17 protein-coding genes and 1 pseudogene are annotated in these 18,005 nt (G+C 71.4%); 9 read left to right on the forward strand and 9 right to left on the reverse strand.

Going from position 1 to position 18,005, the window contains the following annotated elements; all coding sequences use genetic code 11:
- Nucleotides 1-30 precede the first annotated feature (30 nt).
- The 4 genes from Q0937_RS08700 (at nt 31) to Q0937_RS08715 (ending at nt 5,693) form a co-directional block, all read left to right on the forward strand.
- Nucleotides 31-870, forward strand: coding sequence for a PhzF family phenazine biosynthesis protein (locus tag Q0937_RS08700; RefSeq protein ID WP_299302408.1), 840 nt, complete (start codon nt 31-33; stop codon nt 868-870).
- A 65-nt stretch (nt 871-935) separates the two neighbouring features.
- Nucleotides 936-3,140: a S9 family peptidase gene (locus Q0937_RS08705; RefSeq protein WP_299302410.1), complete on the forward strand. Its 2,205-nt coding sequence runs from the start codon at nt 936-938 to the stop codon at nt 3,138-3,140.
- 8 nt (nt 3,141-3,148) lie between these two features.
- Nucleotides 3,149-3,682, forward strand: coding sequence for a hypothetical protein (locus Q0937_RS08710; protein ID WP_299302413.1), 534 nt, complete (start codon nt 3,149-3,151; stop codon nt 3,680-3,682).
- A 127-nt stretch (nt 3,683-3,809) separates the two neighbouring features.
- Complete coding sequence (locus Q0937_RS08715) at nt 3,810-5,693, forward strand: serine hydrolase (RefSeq protein WP_299302416.1); 1,884 nt, start codon at nt 3,810-3,812, stop codon at nt 5,691-5,693.
- A gap of 24 nt (nt 5,694-5,717) precedes the next feature.
- Here Q0937_RS08715 and Q0937_RS08720 read toward each other — a convergent pair whose 3' ends face one another.
- Entirely contained in the window at nt 5,718-6,209 is a 492-nt protein-coding gene (locus Q0937_RS08720; RefSeq protein WP_299302418.1) for a glutathione peroxidase, read from the reverse strand.
- 716 nt (nt 6,210-6,925) lie between these two features.
- Between Q0937_RS08720 and Q0937_RS08725 the strand changes: the two are divergent.
- Nucleotides 6,926-7,804, forward strand: a pseudogene (locus Q0937_RS08725) (DUF222 domain-containing protein); the annotation flags it as partial.
- A gap of 484 nt (nt 7,805-8,288) precedes the next feature.
- Here Q0937_RS08725 and Q0937_RS08730 read toward each other — a convergent pair.
- On the reverse strand, nt 8,289-9,290 hold the full coding sequence (locus Q0937_RS08730) for an aminoglycoside phosphotransferase family protein (protein WP_299302421.1): 1,002 nt from the start codon (nt 9,288-9,290) through the stop codon (nt 8,289-8,291).
- Complete coding sequence (locus tag Q0937_RS08735; protein ID WP_299302424.1) at nt 9,287-11,053, reverse strand: serine hydrolase; 1,767 nt, start codon at nt 11,051-11,053, stop codon at nt 9,287-9,289. The genes Q0937_RS08730 and Q0937_RS08735 overlap by 4 nt, the downstream gene beginning before the upstream one ends.
- A gap of 79 nt (nt 11,054-11,132) precedes the next feature.
- Here Q0937_RS08735 and Q0937_RS08740 point away from each other — a divergent pair, with 79 nt between their 5' ends.
- Together Q0937_RS08740 and Q0937_RS08745 are read left to right on the forward strand one after the other, a co-directional pair.
- Complete coding sequence (locus Q0937_RS08740; protein WP_299302427.1) at nt 11,133-11,870, forward strand: glutamine amidotransferase; 738 nt, start codon at nt 11,133-11,135, stop codon at nt 11,868-11,870.
- A 96-nt stretch (nt 11,871-11,966) separates the two neighbouring features.
- Nucleotides 11,967-12,851 (forward strand): glycoside hydrolase family 25 protein, encoded by an 885-nt coding sequence (locus Q0937_RS08745; RefSeq protein WP_299302430.1) that lies wholly within the window; start codon nt 11,967-11,969, stop codon nt 12,849-12,851.
- Nucleotides 12,852-12,858: 7 nt separating this feature from the next.
- On the opposite strand, the gene Q0937_RS08750 is transcribed toward Q0937_RS08745, so the two are convergent.
- Both Q0937_RS08750 and Q0937_RS08755 read right to left on the reverse strand, forming a co-directional pair.
- Nucleotides 12,859-13,350 carry a hypothetical protein gene (locus Q0937_RS08750; protein WP_299302433.1) on the reverse strand — a complete coding sequence of 164 codons (492 nt, stop codon included), beginning with the start codon at nt 13,348-13,350 and terminating at the stop codon, nt 12,859-12,861.
- A 155-nt stretch (nt 13,351-13,505) separates the two neighbouring features.
- Nucleotides 13,506-14,330 (reverse strand): thioredoxin domain-containing protein, encoded by an 825-nt coding sequence (locus tag Q0937_RS08755; RefSeq protein WP_299302435.1) that lies wholly within the window; start codon nt 14,328-14,330, stop codon nt 13,506-13,508.
- 134 nt (nt 14,331-14,464) lie between these two features.
- Here Q0937_RS08755 and Q0937_RS08760 point away from each other — a divergent pair, with 134 nt between their 5' ends.
- Both Q0937_RS08760 and Q0937_RS08765 read left to right on the forward strand, forming a co-directional pair.
- On the forward strand, nt 14,465-15,007 hold the full coding sequence (locus Q0937_RS08760; RefSeq protein ID WP_299302438.1) for a GNAT family N-acetyltransferase: 543 nt from the start codon (nt 14,465-14,467) through the stop codon (nt 15,005-15,007).
- Nucleotides 15,004-15,729 (forward strand): ATP-binding cassette domain-containing protein, encoded by a 726-nt coding sequence (locus Q0937_RS08765; RefSeq protein ID WP_299302441.1) that lies wholly within the window; start codon nt 15,004-15,006, stop codon nt 15,727-15,729. The genes Q0937_RS08760 and Q0937_RS08765 overlap by 4 nt, the downstream gene beginning before the upstream one ends.
- Before the next feature lie 5 nt (nt 15,730-15,734).
- Here the strand turns inward: Q0937_RS08765 and pdxH are convergent, their stop codons facing one another.
- The 4 genes from pdxH to Q0937_RS08785 form a co-directional block, all read right to left on the reverse strand.
- The gene (pdxH, locus tag Q0937_RS08770) at nt 15,735-16,418 is read right to left on the reverse strand and encodes a pyridoxamine 5'-phosphate oxidase (protein ID WP_299302444.1); all 684 of its coding nucleotides are present in this window, start codon (nt 16,416-16,418) and stop codon (nt 15,735-15,737) included.
- Between the two features lie 60 nt (nt 16,419-16,478).
- Nucleotides 16,479-16,829, reverse strand: coding sequence for a transcriptional regulator (locus tag Q0937_RS08775; protein WP_299302446.1), 351 nt, complete (start codon nt 16,827-16,829; stop codon nt 16,479-16,481).
- The gene (locus Q0937_RS08780; protein ID WP_299302449.1) at nt 16,826-17,386 is read right to left on the reverse strand and encodes a hypothetical protein; all 561 of its coding nucleotides are present in this window, start codon (nt 17,384-17,386) and stop codon (nt 16,826-16,828) included. The genes Q0937_RS08775 and Q0937_RS08780 overlap by 4 nt, the downstream gene beginning before the upstream one ends.
- Nucleotides 17,387-17,556: 170 nt before the next feature.
- Entirely contained in the window at nt 17,557-17,895 is a 339-nt protein-coding gene (locus Q0937_RS08785; RefSeq protein ID WP_299302452.1) for a hypothetical protein, read from the reverse strand.
- Nucleotides 17,896-18,005 lie beyond the last annotated feature (110 nt).

Consider the following 18,005-nt stretch of genomic DNA (forward strand, 5'->3'; position numbering starts at 1 on the left):
CACCGTCCTCCGGAGGGCAGGATGGGGTCCATGCCGACCTCGTCCCGCCGCCCCTTCGCCCAGCTCGACGTCTTCGCCGATCGTCCCCAGCTCGGCAACCCGCTGGCGGTCGTGCTCGAGGCCGACGGACTGACCGCCGGGGACATGCAGCGCGTGGCCTGGTGGACGAATCTCTCGGAGACCACCTTCCTGCTGGCGCCCACCGATCCGGGCGCCGACTATCGGGTACGGATCTTCACCCCCACCGGTGAGCTGCCCTTCGCCGGCCACCCCACGCTGGGCAGCGCCCGCGCCTGGCTGGACGCCGGCGGTCAGCCCGCCGGAGAGCAGATCGTGCAGGAGTGCGCGGCGGGGCTCGTGCAGGTGCGGCGCGACGGAGAGCAGCTGGCCTTCGCCGCCCCTCCGCTCCTGCGCAGCGGACCGCTCGACGAGGACGAGCTCCAGCGCATCACGGAGGCTCTCGGTCTGGAGCGCGCCGCGGTGCTCGACCACGCCTGGGCCGACAACGGGCCGGGGTGGCGGGTGATCGAGCTGGGATCCGCCGCGCAGGTGCTGGCCCTGGTGCCGGACCGCGTCCGGCTCGACGGCCTCAAGATCGGAGTGCTGGGCCCGCATCCGGCACCGGATGGTCCGCTGTACGAGGTCCGCGCCTTCACCGCCGGCGGGGTGGAGGACCCGGTCACCGGCAGCGTGAACGCGGGCATCGCGCAGTGGATGGTGTCCCGTCGGCCCATGCCTCCGCGATGGACGGCGACCCAGGGCACGGTACTGGGCCGAGCAGGGCTGGTCGAGATCACCGTCGAGCCGTCGGGCACGCTCTGGATCGGCGGCGCGACCGTCGCCACCATTCGGGGCACGATCCTGGTGTGAGCTCAAGCCCGGAACCGTGCCCGGGATCGCGCCCAGGATCGTCCCGCGGCCTCTACCCTGGCTCCATGGTGACCACCTTGCCGTACGGCTCCTGGCCCTCGCCCATCACTGCCGAGCTCCTCGCGACCGGCGGCACCCGACTGGGCGCCCCGCGCCTGGTCGGCGACGCCGTGTGGTGGACGGAGGGGATCGCCACCGACGGCGGACGGCAGGCGATCGTGCGCACCGCCGGCCCGGTCGCGCTCCCGCAGCCCTGGGACGGCACGGCGGTCCACGACGCCGAGCAGCACCGCCCTGCCGACCCGGTCACCATGCTGCCCGCCCCCTTCAACGCGCGCTCCCGCGTGCACGAGTACGGGGGTGCGAGCTGGACCGTGGTGCCCGGCGATCCGAGCGCCGAGAGCTCCCCGCTGATCGTCTTCGTGAACTTCGAGGATCAGCGCGTCTACGCGTTCCGCGAGGGCGAGCACCCCCGTCCGCTCACCCCCGTCGGCCCCGAGGTCGAGACCGCCCACGGACCCTCCCTGCGCTGGGCCGACCCCACGCCGGTCACCCTCGTCGACGGTACGCAGGAGGTCTGGTGGATCTGCGAGGACCACACCGGTGGGGAGCAGGGACCACGCCTCGGCACCGACGGCGCCCCGCACATCGAGCGGTACGTCGCCGCGGTGCCGCTGGACGCCTCCGCCGCTGAGGACCGCACGGCCCTGCGCCGTGTCACCCCGTCCTCCCGCTTCGTCGCGCATGCCCGGCTCAGCCCGCGCGGTGACCAGCTGGCCTGGATCAGCTGGGAGCATCCGCAGATGCCGTGGGACGGCACCGAGCTGCACCTCGCGCCGCTGATCAACGGCAGCGCCGGCGAGGGCACGATCATCGCCGGCGGCACCGAGACCTCGATCCTGCAGCCCGAGTGGCTGGATGACCGGCGACTGATGTTCCTCTCCGATGAGACCGGCTGGTGGAACCCCTGGGTGTGGTCGGCCGACGACGGCTCCCGCCAGGTGCTCGAGCTGGACCAGGAGTTCGCGAGCGCCATGTGGGGGCTCGGCACCACCTGGTACCAGGTGCTCGACGCCGACCGCGCACTGGTGCAGCACGGCCGGGCGGCGACCTCGCTGTCGGTGCTGCGGCTCAGCACCGCAGAGCTGAGCCCGCTCGAGGTGCCGCTGACCCAGATCTCGGCCGCTGAGCTGCGGACCGACGGTCTGCTGGTGCTCGCCGGCGCCTCCCCGACCCGGTTCGCCGCGATCCACATCGCGCACCTGGATCTCGGCGACACGGCGGCGACCGGACCGTCCCCGTCGGCCGCCTCATCATCCGCACGGAGTCTGCCCGCACTGACCCCGCCCGCACTGACCCCGCCCGCACCGATCCTGTCCCCGACCTCCGCGCTGCGCTCCTCCCGCGGCGACGCCCCCGACCCGGCCGTGCTGCCACAGGCGGAGAGCATCGAGGTGCCGCTGCCGGGCGGCGGCGTGGTCCATGCGATCGTGCACCGTCCCCGACAGCAGGGCTTCGCCGGCCGGGAGGGCGAGCTGCCGCCGTTCATCGCGCAGGTCCACGGCGGGCCCACCGCCCATGTCCCGCCGGTGCTCTCGCTGCCGATCGCCTACTACACCTCCCGCGGCCTCGGCGTGGTGGTCGTCAACTACGGCGGCTCCACCGGCTACGGCCGCGAATACCGCGACCGGCTGCGCGGCCAATGGGGCGTGGTCGACGTGCAGGACACCGTCGCCGTGATGGAGCACCTGGTCGCCGAGGGCATCGCCGACGGGGCCCGGCTCGCGATCGAGGGCGGCAGCGCCGGCGGCTGGACCACGCTCGCCTGCCTCACCCGCACCGACACCTTCGCCGCAGGTGCCTCCAGCTACGGAGTCGCCGAGCTCGAGACGTTCCGCCTGGACACCCACGACTTCGAGTCGCGGTACATCGACGGGCTCGTCGGCCCTTATCCGGAGCGTCGTGACCTCTACATCGAGCGGGCGCCGCTGAGTCACGTCGACGAGCTCGAGGTGCCGGTGCTGCTGCTTCAGGGCGAGGAGGATCGGATCGTCCCGCCCAGCCAGTCCGAGCTGTTCCGCGATGCGCTCGCCGCCAAGGGCATCCCGCACGCGTATCTGCTGTTCGCAGGGGAGCAGCACGGGTTCCGACGGGCGGAGACGATCATCCGGGCTACCGAGGCGATGCTCTCGTTCTACGGGCAGGTGCTCGGCTTCAGCCCCGCCTGCGTGCCGGTGCTCGAGCTGCAGCGGGAGGGGGATCGGCGATGAACCCCCCGATGAACGCTCCGAGGAATGCCCCGAAGCGCACGGTGCATCCGGTCGATCAGCCGCTCAAGCCCGCGACCGCGCTGGTGATCACCTCGGTGCTGATGGTGCTCGCGCTGGCAGGCACCTATCTGCTCTCGCTGCTGGCCATCGAGGACGCCGCCGGGACGATGATGACCGGAGAGATCTCTGCACAGCTCATCGTGACGGCGGTGATCGCCCTCGTGCTCGTGCTGGCGATGCTCGGGCTGGGCCTGGCATCCTTCATCCTCGCGATCGTGGTGACGGTCAAGGGCGGCGGGAAGCTCCGGCTGGGGGCCGCGCTGATGCTCGCCGCAACCCTCGCCGGTCTGGTCGTCTCCTTCACCGTCTCCGGGGACATCTCGCAGCTGCCTGATGCAGCGGTCGCCGTGTCGAACGCCTTCTCGATCCTCGCGGCGATCGCCGAGGTGGTCCGCGCCCTGGTGATGATCGCAGGTGTCGTGATCCTGATCCTCGGGATCCGCGAGGTGCGCCGTGAACGGGCGCAGCTCCCGTCGGGCTGAGCTTCCCGCCGGCGGGTCGACGCTGTGACGGTTGCCACGTCCCCGCCCCGTCGCTAGGTTGATCGACGGCGTGCGGGCCGCCCGCCGACGGGAGCGGTCCAGATGCGTCGTGACGCGAAGGAGCCTCATGGACCCCAAGATCACCCGTCGGGCCGGACTGACCGCGCCCGCGCTCGCCGCCGCAGGCGCCGTCGGCCTCTCCGCCGCCGCGCAGGCGAAAGGGGATCCTGCCCCGCACGACCCCGCCCCGCACAAGGACCGCCCCGCCGCGCAGTCCGCACGCTCCGTCCCGAGCTGGAGCAGAGGCGAGCCCCACCGCCATCCCTGGGATCGACGCGGGTCCGGGAAGACGCTGCGGGAGGCGAGGCCCGACGCCGTGGGTCTCGACGCCGAGGTGCTCGAGCAGCTGCCGGCCATCCTCCGCGCCGGCCTCGACAACGACCCGCCCCGCTTCTCGGGTGCCTCGCTGCTGGTCGCCTCCCGGTCGGGCATCGCCTTCGAGCACGCCGACGGGTACGCACTGCGCTGGCAGGACGCCTCCACGGAGCTGTCCGAGGAACAGCGGATCCCGGCGCGGACCGACACGATCTACGACCTCGCCTCGATCTCGAAGGTCTTCACCGCTACCGCCGTGATGCAGCACGTCGAGCAGGGGCTGCTGGGGCTGAACGACCTGGTCGCCGATCACCTGCCCCGCTTCGCCGAGAACGGGAAGGGTGAGGTCACCGTCCAGCACCTGCTCACCCACGTCGGCGGACTCCCCGCCTTCATCAACCTCTATTCCGCCTACCTGGATGTTCCCTCGCGCCTGGACGCCGTGCTCACCGTCGCCCCGAACGACCCGCCCGGGACCAGGTATGTGTACTCGGACCTGGGGTTGATCACCCTGGGACTGATCGTCGAGAAGCTCTCCGGGCAGGGCTTGGACGAGTACGTGCGCGAGCACATCACGCAGCCGCTGGGGATGGACGAGACGATGTACAACCCGCCCGCGGAGCTGAAGGACAGGATCGCCGCGACCGAGCACGTGGACTTCTACGACTGCCTCGTGCACGGCCACGTCCACGACGAGAACGCCTACTCGCTCGGCGGCGTGGCGGGGCATGCCGGAGTGTTCTCCACCGCCCGCGACCTCGCCGTGTTCGGGCAGATGCTGCTCGGAGGCGGCCGCTACGGCGATACCCGGATCCTCGAGGCCGCGACCGTGCAGGAGATGTTCACCGACCGGATCGCAGGCGTCACCGGGGTCGGCGGGGCACGCCGCGGCCTCGGCCCGGAGCTCGAGGCCTGGTACTATCACGCGGGCCTGACCAGCCCTGACAGCGGCGCCCACACCGGATTCGCCGGCACCTCGCTGGTGATCGACCCGCTCACCGATACGCTCGTCATCCTGCTGACGAACTCGGTGCACCCCACCCGCGAATGGTCCACCACCTCGGTCACCCGTCGCGAGGTCTCCACCTGCGTCGCCCATGCCCTCGGGCTGGTGCCCAGGGAAGTCCGGGAGGGCTGGCACGCGGGTTCTGAGGACGCGGCCACCGCGACGCTCGGCCTCGCGGTGGAGCTCGGGTCGAGGCTCGAGGGAGAGACCGCAGGAGTTCCTGCGGGGCGCGTGCCGGAGCTGCACGTGGAGCTGTTCGCCCACCTCGAGACCGCCTACGACATCCTCACCCTCGAAGCCTCCGCCGATCGGGGAGAGACCTGGCTGCCGCTCGCCGGCCGCCTCGAGGCGAAGCACGAGGAATCGGTCGAGGTGGCCGACGGGAAGATCACCGGCTGGGGCCGACGCGCGCTCTGGAACGGCATCTTCGCGCTCACGGGCGCCGTCGGCGAACCGCTCTCCGGTGAGATCCAGATCCGGCTGCGTCTGGACACCGACGGCTCCACCCGCGGGCTCGGTGCCTGGGTGGGACGCCTCCGGGTGGCCGTGGGCACGGAGGACGTGCTGGACACGGAACGGCCCGGCGACCGCGAGCAGGTGGTCGCCGACGGGTGGTCGCTCGGGGGCTGACCGCTGGTCGGGGGCCGACGGGGGTCAGGCCTGGGCGGCGAGGGCCGACTCGATGTCGTCGGCGATGTCGGCCGGCTCCACCGCGGGAGCGTAGCGGCGCAGCACCGTGCCGTCGCGGCCGAGCAGGAACTTCGCGAAGTTCCACTCGATGTCGCCGGCGGGGATCTGCTCGCCCTGCGCGCTGGTGAGCCACTGGAACAACGGGTGGGCATCCTCGCCGTTGACCTCCACCTTCGCGAACATCGGGAAGCCGACCCCGTAGTTGACCTGGCAGAACTCGGAGATCTCCGCCTCGGTGCCGGGCTCCTGGTGCATGAACTGGTCGCAGGGGAAGCCGAGCACGCTCAGGCCCTGCTCGCCGAAGCGCTCGTGCAGGTCCTGCAGGCCTGCGTACTGCGGGGTGAGCCCGCACTTGCTGGCGGTGTTGACCACGAGCACCACGGAGCCCAGATGGTCCGCGAGCTGCTGGTCCCGGCCGGAGATCGTGGTGGCGGTGAAGTCGGCGAGAGTTGTCATGACTCCCATTGTCGACCCTGGAGCGGGGCGTGGGCTGAAGGGACCGGTTCACTGCGCCGTGCGAATCTCGCGGCTCGCACCTCGCGACTCGTGGCTCCCGACTCGTGGCTCCCGACTCCCGGCTCCCGGCTCGTTGCTCGTGACTCGTGACTCGTGACTCGCTGCTCGCTGCCCGTGACTCGCGCCGGCTCATCCCGCTCCCGCGGGATCCAGGCGCGAGCACCGATCCTCCACAGTGCCCTGCCGTCCACATTTTCGAGCATGCTCTGTCGTGACCTTTCACCAGCGGGAACGATGGGGTCATGACCATCTCGCCGCGCATCCCGGGCCCTGACGGGGAGCTCTCCCCGCAGCCGTTCCTCGACGGGCTGCGGCAGGCGGGTCCGACAGCGCTCGCGGAAGCCCTGGGGGATCTGGCCCATCTCCTGCGGGAGATCGCGCGTGATCCCGGAGTGGTGTTCGAGCTCGCAGGCAACGCCCGCGGGGACTTCACGGATCTGCTGGGCAACCTCCAGGCCTGTGCCGGGGCGATGGACATGCTCGAGGTGCGCGCTGTGATCGCGCTGCGCGACATCACGCGCCGTGACCGGTACGCCGAGGCCCGCGATGAGGCGGCGCACGAGAACGATGCAGAGCCGTCGCGGACTGCGGTCGACGAGGCGGCGGACTACTCCACGAAGGATGACTTCTCCCTGATCACCCGGCGGTCTCCGCATATGGCCGGTCGCACGCTCGCCTCGGCGCAACGCCTGCTCGAGGTCCTGCCGAGGATGCTGGAGGCACTCCGCACCGGCAAGATCAGCTCCGATACCGCCTATGCCGTGGCGGGTTCCGCCGCTGGCCTCTCCCCGGAGATTGCACGGGAGGTGGACCGTTGCCTCGAACAGCGGCTGCCGGAGTTCGACGGCGCAGGCACCAGGCGCTGGCAGGACGCGGTCGCGACCATCGCGGGTGAGCTCGACCCCGAGGGAGCCACGCTGCGCCACCGCACGGCGCACAAGGAGCGCCACATCACGATGAGACCGGGCCAGAACGGCATGGCCACTCTCTCCGCCCGGCTCTCCGCGGTCGACGCCGCCAGGATCCACAAGCGGTTCTCGCTCGAGGCCGAGCGACGCCGCGCCGCCGGGGCGCGAGAGGGCCACGGCGCCGCCATGGCCGATGCCTTCACCGACACCCTGCTCGGCCAGGACGGCAGCGCGATCGAACCGGGCATCCTCGATATCGGCCTGATCATCACCGATCGCGCCCTGTTCCGACCTGACTCCGGAGACACCGCCCACCTCGAGGGCTATGGCCCCGTCCCGGCGGAGGCGGTTCGAGAGCAGCTGCGCGCTGTCACCACCGATCCTGAGGACCTGGTCGATGATCCCTTCGGCGCCGACGGTCCGGCCGTCCGCGCCGAGATCCGCCGGCTCTACACGCATCCGACCACCGGTGAGCTGGTCGCCATGGACTCGACCGCCCGCGCTTTCCCGCCCGCGATGAAACGCTTCCTGACCTGGCGCGACACGAGCTGTCGCGGACCCTTCTGCAATGCGGTGAGCCGCCAGAGCGACCACATCGTCCCCGTCTCGCGCGGCGGACCCACCAGCCTCGACAACGGGCAGGACACCTGCGCGCACTGCAACAAGAAGGAGAAGAGCGCCGCGAGTGTCGAGCGCACCGAGGATCCGGACGTGCCGGGTCACGGAGTGACGTGGACGGGTCATTCCGGCGTGAGCCGGGTGAGCACCCCGACTCCGCTGGTCTGGGAGCGGCGTCCCGACGACGGAGCGAGCCCGCCCGGCGCGCCGGAAGAGGACACGCCGCAGGGCGACGAGTCACCGTCGGTGGATGGCCGCAACGAGACGGGCGAGACGGGCGAGACGGGGGAGACCGTCGAGTCGGCTGCGACGGTCGAGAAGGATGAGCTGGTCGAGAAGGATGAGCTGGTCGAGAAGGACGCACCGGCCGAGGATGCGCCGGCCGAGCCCGTAGCGACCTCACCCTCTGCCGGACCTCAGCAGCCAGCAGCACCGGAGCCGACTGACCCCGAGCCAGCTGCCGAAGACTCCGGCTCGCGCAGCCGGTCGGACCTCACTCGACCCCGAGGGCAACGAGCGTCAGGGCCGCTTCCCCCGCAGCATCCAGCACCCCGGCCTCCTGCACGCAGCGAGCCAGCAGCCACCGACGGACCCGGTGCGGGTCCAGACCGGCGAGTCCCGCCATCCGATCAGCGAAAGGACCGGGCTGAGCCCGCAGACGATCCGGATCATTGAACATGTGCTGCAGCACGTCATAGTGCGGATCGCCCACATACGGCTTGGGATCGATCAGCACCCAGCGCCGCCTGGATCCATCCTTGCCGCCACCGTCGGCGTCGGCTGTTCCTCCCGTCGATCCTGCCGTCGATCTTCCCGTCGAGGCGAGGACATTGCCCGGATGGAGATCGGTCGCCAGCAGCACGTCCTCCCCGTCCCACTGCACCGGGAGCTCGCGGAACAGCCCCAGGCCGTGGTCCACCAGGTCGCGGGGGAGCGGCGAGAGTCCGGCATCGGCCCGCTGCTGCGCGGAGTCGGCCCACCATGCGCACATCTGGCTGAGCGGCCGGAACGCTGCCCCGCCGGCGAGGTCGGTCCCCACCACCTCGCTGGGCAGAAGCTCGTTCGGTGGCCGCCACAGTCCACGAGCGACGGCCGCGATCACCTCATCCCGCTCCGGCCAGGTCAGCAGCTCGGCCAGCGGCGTTCCCGGACGCACCCGGTCCAGCAGCAGTGCGGCCGTCTCCCCCCGCAGCTCGCTGCGATGGACCCGCGCCGCACCATGTCCCTGCCAGGCCACCATCCCCGCCGCTTCGTCGCGCGACTCCTCATGGGCCCACGCGACCTTCACCACCCGCTCCGCACCGTCGACATCGCGCACCGGGGCTACCCAGGCACTGGAGCCGCCGGGCGAGAACGGCGCGGACGCCGTCAGCTCCCACCGCGCGAGCAGCTCCTGGACCAGCCGCGGGAGCTGGTCGCGCCAGGCGGTGAGGCCCGGGTCGTCGCCCGCCGCGAGCCTCGCCGGCAGAGGATGCCCCGCGACGAGGCCGGTCATGGTGCGAGGATCCGCTCGGGCATCACGAACTCCGCGCTGGGGATCTGCACCTGGCCAGTCACCACCAGGCCCGTGCAGCGCAGCGACCCCTCGTCGCCCTCCACGGTCAGACGCGCGAGAATCGGTTCCGCCCACGTCCCGTAGCCGGTATCGCCCCAGGTGGCGAGCTCGACAACCTCAAGATCCGGCTCGATCGGATCGGGCCGCACCCCGCCCACCGACAGCTCGAGGGCGGCCGATGCGGGATCGGTCAAGGACTCGTCCAGGCTGAACAGCCGCCCACCGAGCGCGGCCAGCCGGGTCCGTCCCCACAGCGAGTCGTACGTGCCCTCGACCAGCTGCGCGATCCGGGCGGCGGAGAGCATCCCCAGATCCTCGCTCTCGCCCGCGTGCTCGCCCTTGCGCTCGTCCGCACCCGCACCCGCCCCCGCGCCCTCACCCGCACTCGCACTCGCGCCCTCGCCCTCGCCCTTGCTCGCGTCCGTACTCGCGCCAGTACCCGCGCTCTCGCTCGGGCCCACGCGCCAACCGGCTCCTGACCCTGCGTCTTCTCCGGTCTCGTCCCACCGCTCCTCGTCCTGCTCCGCGAGCGTGCGGGGCCGAGGTCGGCCGTCGGAGGCTCCGCCCTGGGCTCCGGCACGCTCCCACTCCTGCGCCTGCGGTGCGGGGCGGCCCGCGGCGAGGGCCAGCAGGCCGAGCACGCCGAGGGCGATATCGGAGCTGGGGGAGTCGACCGAGGTCCCGATGACGCTCACGACCAGCCGTTCCGCCGGGGCCGCCCAGGTGCGGGAGAGCCCAGTCGGGAAACCGCCGGAGTGGCCGATCACCGTGAAGCCGTGCAGCCGGCCCTCCTGCAGCCCCAGCCCGTACTGCCCGCCGTCGTGCAGGGTCCACACCCGCCGCCGCATCTCGCGCAATGATCGCGGCTCGAGCAGCGCATCGGCGGTCAGCACCCGTCCCGCGACGCTCGCGATCCCCCCGGCGGTCGCCCAGAAGCCTGTCGCCGCAGCGAGGGCGCCGGTGCTGATCTGCTCCACCACCCGTCGGGGCCCGTGCAGCAGCGAGGTGTGCCCGAGGGCGAAGCCGTCGGCCGCCTCCGGACCCGCAGCCCCCACCGGCAGATCAGGGCCGATCTCCTCCACGCCGACCGGTCCGAGCACCAGCTCGGTGACCGCCTCGGCGAAGGTCATCCCGGTGATCTCCTCGATGACCAGGCCCAGCAGCCCGTAGCCGATGTTCGAGTACTGCAGATGCAGGCCCGGCTCGGCAATCACCGCGCCGATGCGGGAGATCTGCAGCAGCCGTTCCCGGTCGGCGAAGGGGGTGGCGAGCCGCCACCATCGCGAGTCGTCGGAGTCGCGGGTCAGGCCCGCCGAGTGCGAGAGCAGGTCGCGCAGGGTGCGATCGGCGACGGGGGAGTCGGAGAGCTCGGCGACATGGTCGCCGACAGTGTCATCCAGCCGCAGCCGTCCCTGTTCCCGCAGGCGCATGATCGTCAGCGCCGTGAACATCTTGGAGTGGGAGGCGATGCGCAGGCGGTGCCTGGTGGTCAGCGGGATCCCCGCCGGTTCGTCGGCCGCACCGACCGCGACCTCCGTGACGAGCTCCCCGTCATGCCAGATCGCGACCTGGAACCCGGCCTGATGGCGCAGGTGGCGCACGGTCTCGAGCCACTCGGGGAGCATCGAGACGACGTCCTCGACAGCGCCGCGGGGGAGTGGAGAGCTCCGGTCGGCCGATGGTCTGGGGGAGGTCAGGGGCATGGCGTCTCCTTCGAGGTCAGCGGTCGCCCGTGCAGACTACGGCCAGGGCCTCACCGCCGGGACGGTTAGCATCACCCTCGTGAAACCGTTCGTGCAGATCGCCACCCGCCCCGAGGACGATGTCGCCCTCACCGAGCGCGCCGCCGTGCTCGACTTCACCGGACTCGCCGAGGATCAGCTGATCTTCGCCCGCCTGGACCGCGACCCCTTCCCGGACCTGCGTGCGGAGGACATCTCCGGGATCATCCTGTGCGGCAGCCCCTTCACCGTCTCCGACCCGGTGGAGTCGAAGTCCGCCGAGCAGCTGCGCGCCGAGAAGGAGATCTTCCGCGTGCTGGACCAGGTGATCGCCGAGGACATCCCCTTCCTCGGTGCCTGCTACGGCATCGGCACGCTCGGCACCCATCAGGGCGCCCTGATCGACAAGGCCAACGGGGAGCCGCTCGGTGCCGTGGAGGTCACGCTCACCGCGGAAGGGCAGCAGGACCCGCTGATCCGCGAGGCGGAGCTGCCGCAGACGTTCACCGGGCTCGTCGGCCACAAGGAAGCGGTGAACACCCTGCCCGACCACGCCGCGGTGCTGGCCTCGGGGAAGTCCTGCCCTGTGCAGATGTTCCGCGTGGGCACGCGCCAGTACGCGACCCAGTTCCATCCCGAGCTGGACATCCCCTCGATCATCGAGCGGGCCCGCGCCTATCGCGAGCACGGCTACTTCTCCCCGGACGAGATGGAGGACGTGTTCGCCGCGCTGCGGAGCGAGGTCGCCGACCAGCCTCCCCGACTGCTGCGCGCCTTCGCGACCCTGTTCGCCCGCTGACCCGAGCTGCCGGCTGGAGCCGTTGAAGCAGGCCGCAGCGCCGGATGCGGCACGTCGTCCCCCCTCGGGAGGGCGTGCTCCGGTACCGTCCGGACCGTGCCCCGATTCACCGCAGAGCAGGTCCGGCGACGTCAGCTCGTCGCGGGCGTCCTCGTCCTCGTGCTGCTGCTGGTGATCGGCGGGTGCACCGCCTCCGTGATCGGCGCTCTGCGCGGGGGAGAGAAGGAGCAGGCGCTCACCGAGCCCGAGCCCTTCCAGGCCGATGACGCCGCGATGTCCGTGACCGCCACACCTGCGGACGCCGCAGCCCTCACGAATCTGCCCGACGGGACGGAGCTCACCCCGGACGAGGTGATGGGTATCGACGTCTCCAGCCATCAGGGCGACATCGACTGGGCACAGGTCGCCGGCGACGGCTACAGCTTCGTCTACGTCAAGGCGACCGAGGGCACCGGATTCACCGACTCGCATTTCCGCCAGAACTGGGGCGGGGCCCGGGCCGCGGGTCTGACGCCCGGCGCCTATCACTACTTCACGCTCTGCTCATCCGGCGCCGACCAGGCCGCCGACTTCCTGGCGGCCGCACCGCCGGACGACTCCGCTCTCCCGCCGGCGCTCGATCTCGAGTTCGACGGCTCCTGCGAGGAGCGGCCCGAGGCGGCCGACGCGCAGAGCGAGATCGATGCCTTCACCGCGGCGGTCGAGGAGGCCTGGGGCCGTCGGCTGCTGATCTACTCCTCGTCGGAGTGGCGCGAGCACTACCAGCTGCCGGTGACGGGCAGCCGTCCGGACTGGCTCTTCTCCGCAGCTCAGCGGCCTGCTCAGGAAGATTGGGCGGTGTGGCAGCTGCGCTTCGACGGCACGGTCGCCGGGATCAGAGGCGGGGTCGACATCGACGTCGCCCGGATCGACGTGCTGCGCTCCCATGCCACTGTTCCCGAGGGCGAGGGCGCGATCGGACACCCCGTGGACGGGGCCTGAGAGCAGGTCAGCCCGGCAGCTCCTGGGCGCGGTCGCTCTCCCGCGTGCAGTCCTCGACCAGGGTGTCGAGGACCCCGGTCCAGTGCTCGAGCAGCGACTGGCGCTCGGCCGCACCCAGCAGCCGCTCCTGGTGGAGCTCGATCACGGTGCCCCAGAGCGGATCCTCGGGCGAGTCCTGCAGGGTCACCTGGAAGACGGTCTCGTGGTCGAGGTCGGCAGGAGTCCAGCGCAGGCGGAGCCGCCGGCCCACATGGCAGCCGACCACCCGGCCGCGGACCCGGCCCTCATGGCGGATCGGCGCACCGACCATCTGCGGGATCGAGTCGACTCCGAGCCACTGCGGAAGGCACTCGGCGAGCAGACGTCGCCAGACATCCTCGGTGGAAGCCGGCAGTGCGCGGCGAACGGCCAGCTCCCACCCGGCATCGTGGGTGAGGCCGACGTGGAACGGGCCGACAGGGGTGAGGCCGACGGAGGCATGCCTGGTCTCGGAGTGCATATCGCCACCGTAGAGCGGGTGCCCGGGCGTGCCCAGGCGGATCCCGGAGCTGTCCTCAGGTGTTCGCCCCGGCGTCGCCGGGATGTCACCCAGGGTGTGGGATCGGTCCGCACGCCGGGTTCCGGGGTGCCCGCGATAGGGCTCTCCGTGGTGGCTCAGGCCGCTGCGACCGCCTCTTTCAGAGTCCCACTCCGGCCCAGGTCCCCGGTGAACAGCTCCCCGTCGATCAGCACCGAGGGTGTGCCTGAGACGCTCTTCAGCGCCGCGGGTTCGACGACGTCCTGGAGCCAGACGTGATAGGCACCCTCGGCCTGGCACGCGCTGATGTCCAGCCCGGCCGCCTCGTTGACCAGATAGATGAGCTCGTGATCGGGGAGGCCCTCGTTCCCGGGCTGGTTCTCGAACAGGGTGATCTCGGCGGGGAACCACTTCTCCGGGTTCTGGGCGTAGGCGCAGACCGCGGCGTGCGCCGCTCGGCTCGAGTATCCGGGCGGATCCGAGGTGGCATCGAGCATCGGCCGGGGGTGGACCCGCAGGGTGATCTCGTTGTCCAGCGCCAGCTGGATCAGGTCATCGCCCTGGATCCTCTGGAAGTCCTTGCAGGGCGGGCAGAGGAAGTCGCGGAAGACATCCACCACCGGGCCGTCCTCGCTCGTGCTCAGCTCGAGATACGGCTGGTCGGGGGCGACTCCGGGCGGCAGGACCAGCTCGTCGGCACGGATTCCGCCCTCTTCAGGGGCATCGCTGGACGGGTCTGCCTCGGCAGAGGGGCCCTCCGTCGCGGACCCCGTCGAGACAGGGCCGCTCTCGACGGGGCTGCTCTCGACGGGGCCGGCCGGACGGCTCGCCCCCTCCTCGCCGCCGCGGTACACCAGGATGCCGACGGTCACGGAGATGATCAGCAGCAGCACCAGCGCGAGGCAGGCGACAGCGCCGACGATGCCGAGGACCAGCGGGGTGCGGGATCTGCGTGCATCCATGGGTCCACCTCGGGTGCGGGGAGGGCCGGGCGCCGGCTCCAGGACCCAGAGCTTATCGAGCGGACTGGCGTTGATCGAGGGATCCGGCAAGGTCCCTCGGGCGGTCTGTCTGCCGGGGCAGGCATGATGGGTCCATGAGAGCCCATGACGACTCGCTCCCGGACCGATCTCCGGACCGATGGATCACCCGCGCCGAGCAGGCAGATGACGCGGCGGAGATCCGAGCGGTGCTGCGCGCGGCCTTCCCCACCGAGCTGGAGGCGGACCTCGTCGAGGCCCTGCGCGAGGACCCCGTGGCCTGGCTCGACGGTCTGTCCATGGTCACGCTCGAGGATGATCGGGTCATCGCGCAGGCGCTTCTGACCAGAGCGTTCATCGCGGGCGAGCCGGTGCTCGCGCTGGCTCCCTGCGCGACGCATCCGGATCATCAGCGCAGAGGGGCCGGAAGCGCGGCGATCCGTGCCGCACTCGCGCAGGCCCGGGCGCAGGGCGAGAACCTCGTCGTGGTCCTCGGACATCCCGGCTACTACCCGCGCTTCGGCTTCGTCCCGGCCTCCTCCTTCGGGATCACCGCCCCCTTCGAGGTCCCCGACGACGCCTTCCTCGCCCTGGCCCTCGATCCCGAGGGGCCCGCGCCGCGCGGGGAGATCGTCTACCCGTCTGCGTTCGGGGTGTGAGCCCACTGCTCCCGCTGGTCCCACCGCTGCCGCTGCGCGCTGTCCGCGAGCATCACCTCGCCCCCGCTGACAGGACCGTGTGGCCCGCGACCCTCGCTCCCGTGCGCGAGATCCTGGACGAGGGGCTCGAGCTCGGGCAGGTCACGGTGCTCACCGGGGACAACGGGGCCGGCAAGTCGACCCTCGTCGAAGCGATCGCCGGTGCGTACGGACTGAACCCCGAGGGCGGCGGCACCGGGGCGATGCACGCCACGCGCGCCACCGAGTCGCCGCTGGCCGAGCACCTGCAGCTGGTGCGCGGCGCCGGCGCTGCGAAGTCCGGGTTCTTCCTGCGGGCCGAGACCATGCATTCCCTGTTCACCTACTACGAGGAGATCGGGGTGGGTGGGATGATGCATGAGCGCAGCCACGGGGAGTCCTTCCTCGAGCTGGTCACCGAACGCTCCCGCATCCGCGGCCTCTGGCTGCTGGACGAACCCGAATCCGCCCTGTCGCTGCCCGGCTGCCTGGCTCTGCTGGGGCTCCTGCGAGAGCTGGTGGAGAACGGCTCCCAGATCCTCCTGTCCACCCACTCCCCGGTGCTCGCCGCGCTGCCGGGGGCGGAGCTGTACGAGGTCGGGGAGTGGGGCCTGCGCCGCACCGCCTACGACGACCTCACCCTGGTGCGCACCTGGCGCAGCTTCCTCGACGCCCCGCAGCGCTTCCTGCGACACCTGGACTGAGCCGCTCAGGGCTGCAGGCGGTGCCGCTCCCATCCGCCGTCGGGCGCCGCGGTGTAGAGGATCCGGTCGTGGACGCGATGCGGGCGGCCCTGCCAGAACTCGAGGGTCTGCGGACGCACTCGCAGCCCGCCCCAGAACGGTGGTCGCGGCACCGGCCCGCCCGTGAACCGCTCCTCGACAGCCGCGTACTGCGCCTCGAGCCCCTCCCGTGAGGCGATGGACCGCGACTGATGGGAGGCCCAGGCCCCCAGCTGGGAGCCGCGCGGTCGCTGCTCCCAGTAGGCATCGGACTCCGCCGCGGAGACCTCTTCCACGGAGCCCTCGATCCGCACCTGCCGCTGCAGCGGATACCAGGGCAGCAGCAGCGCGGCCTGCGGCGTGGCCCGGACCTCACGACACTTGTCGGAGTCCAGGTTCGTGTACACGACGAAGCCGTCACCGTCGTGCGCTTTCAGCAGCACGGTGCGGGAGCGAGGACGGGGCGCGCCGTCCGCGTCGAGCGCCACGGTGGAGAGCACCACGGCCGACGGCTCCGACAGATCCCCGTGCTCCTCGCGGCGGGCGAAGGCCTCCGCCAGCCAGAGATCGAACAGGGCCAGCGGATCGGCCGGGGCATCATCGGGCAGCGACCCGGCGAGGTAGTCGGTGCGCTCCCCGGCGAGCAGCGGGAGGGCGGGAAGGTCGGGCATCGGGGTCTCCTGTCCCTCGGTGGCCATCATCATCTCGCGGCTGCGATGCCCGCGGACTGATCACCCCGAAATCGCGGGGTCACCCTCCGCGATGGCCCGCAGTGCGGCGAGATGCCCGGCGAGGGCGGCGTGACCTTTCACGGTGAGCGAGACCCAGGTCAGCCGACGGGCGTCATCCCGTACGGGTGAGAACTCCTTGCGCAGCTTCACCAGTTCTGCGTCGGCCAGCAGCTTGAGGTTCTTCGAGAGGTTCGCGTCCTTCAGCTGCAGGGTGTCGCGCAGCACCGAGAACTCGACCTCGCTCATCGGCCGCAGCATTCCGCAGATCCGGAGGCGCACCGGGGCGTGGATGAGCTCGTGGAACGCCGGTGCGGGGTCCTGCCCGGCTCGGGGAGCGGAAGCCCTGCTCATCGCTGCGACTGCGCGGGCGACGAGGCGGGCGAGGGGGAGGAGAGATCAGAGCGCAGTGCCGCGTCGTATCGGCGCCCCAGCCCCACGGTCGCGAGGAAGCCGAGCACTGCGGGCACCAGCACCCACCACGGGGAGAGCCCGCCGATCTTCATCAGCGCCCCGGAGGCCATCAGCACGATCAGCGTCACCACGAGCAGCACCATCATGCGCCGGCTGCGGGGGCCGGCGGGCCCGGACATCCAGACCTTGTATCGGCTGGTGTAGGCCTTGATCAGGAAGGGGATCCAGATGATGATCAGCGCGATCACGATCGTGGAGCTGACCCCGGGCAGAGACTGGGCGCCGATGGCGCCGGCCACCATGGCACCGAGGATGGGGTGATACCACCATGGCGTGACCAGCCGCGCGGCGAGCTGGCTGGAATCGGTGTCGAGGGAGTCCAGCGCGGCGCGGGCTTCTGCGGCGGAAGGAGCGCTCTCGGAGCTGACTGCTGCGCCATCAGCGGTGCCGTCCCCGGGGCCGCCGTCGGTGCCGTGTCGCGGCAAGTCGTTTTCCATAATGGAAACTCTAGGAGTCACTTCACGGTTCGTCAAGTGATTGGTGAGGGAGGCCCGCGCATCGCCGACGACGGGGCCGCGGACGACGACACAGCGGACGACGACACAGCGGCCGACGGCATCGCGGCCGACGACACAGCGGCCGACCGCCCCGCGGGCGGCAGAGACTCTCAGGCTGCCGCGAGATGTCCGCGGCCGTGGCGCGGGCGGCGATGCACCCCGGGCTCGCGCAGCAGGGAGGAGAGCCGGCCCCGGTGGCTGCGGTGAGTCGCCGCAGGCGCAGTTGCCGCCGGCGGAGTCGCCGCAGGGAGCGGGGCCGACTGCGAGGGCAGGGCCGTGACCTCGAGGGTGCTGGGATCCTGGCCGCGCGTGGCGGCCCGAGCCTTCGCGGCGCGCACCTGCTGCAGCGACTCGACGTCTCCCCAGGCGGCGGGCAGCGGTCGGTAGTCGATGAGGTGATCCTCGGCGGTGGCTCGGGTGCGGCTGGTGGCGAAAGTTGCGTTTCTCATGACTCCACTGTCCGTCGCGGCAGTTGAGTCCCACATAGTGGTGTAGCGCGGTGGCCCCGTGATCGTCTCTGACGAGGACGCGGCCACCGTGTGATCCTTCGAGTCAACCT

The sequence above is a fragment of the uncultured Brachybacterium sp. genome, assembly GCF_947500705.1.
Lineage (GTDB): Bacteria > Actinomycetota > Actinomycetes > Actinomycetales > Dermabacteraceae > Brachybacterium.

Coding starts and splice junctions, on each gene's coding strand:
- Q0937_RS08775 (WP_299302446.1), bottom strand. CDS start 16,829: ATGAGCAGGGCTTCCGCTCCCCGAGCCGGGCAGGACCCCGCACCGGCG.
- Q0937_RS08785 (WP_299302452.1), bottom strand. CDS start 17,895: ATGAGAAACGCAACTTTCGCCACCAGCCGCACCCGAGCCACCGCCGAG.
- Q0937_RS08710 (WP_299302413.1), top strand. CDS start 3,149: ATGAACGCTCCGAGGAATGCCCCGAAGCGCACGGTGCATCCGGTCGAT.
- Q0937_RS08750 (WP_299302433.1), bottom strand. CDS start 13,350: ATGCACTCCGAGACCAGGCATGCCTCCGTCGGCCTCACCCCTGTCGGC.
- Q0937_RS08735 (WP_299302424.1), bottom strand. CDS start 11,053: ATGCCCCTGACCTCCCCCAGACCATCGGCCGACCGGAGCTCTCCACTC.
- pdxH (WP_299302444.1), bottom strand. CDS start 16,418: ATGCCCGACCTTCCCGCCCTCCCGCTGCTCGCCGGGGAGCGCACCGAC.
- Q0937_RS08730 (WP_299302421.1), bottom strand. CDS start 9,290: ATGACCGGCCTCGTCGCGGGGCATCCTCTGCCGGCGAGGCTCGCGGCG.
- Q0937_RS08720 (WP_299302418.1), bottom strand. CDS start 6,209: ATGACAACTCTCGCCGACTTCACCGCCACCACGATCTCCGGCCGGGAC.
- Q0937_RS08715 (WP_299302416.1), top strand. CDS start 3,810: ATGGACCCCAAGATCACCCGTCGGGCCGGACTGACCGCGCCCGCGCTC.
- Q0937_RS08755 (WP_299302435.1), bottom strand. CDS start 14,330: ATGGATGCACGCAGATCCCGCACCCCGCTGGTCCTCGGCATCGTCGGC.
- Q0937_RS08780 (WP_299302449.1), bottom strand. CDS start 17,386: ATGGAAAACGACTTGCCGCGACACGGCACCGACGGCGGCCCCGGGGAC.
- Q0937_RS08705 (WP_299302410.1), top strand. CDS start 936: ATGGTGACCACCTTGCCGTACGGCTCCTGGCCCTCGCCCATCACTGCC.
- Q0937_RS08700 (WP_299302408.1), top strand. CDS start 31: ATGCCGACCTCGTCCCGCCGCCCCTTCGCCCAGCTCGACGTCTTCGCC.
- Q0937_RS08760 (WP_299302438.1), top strand. CDS start 14,465: ATGAGAGCCCATGACGACTCGCTCCCGGACCGATCTCCGGACCGATGG.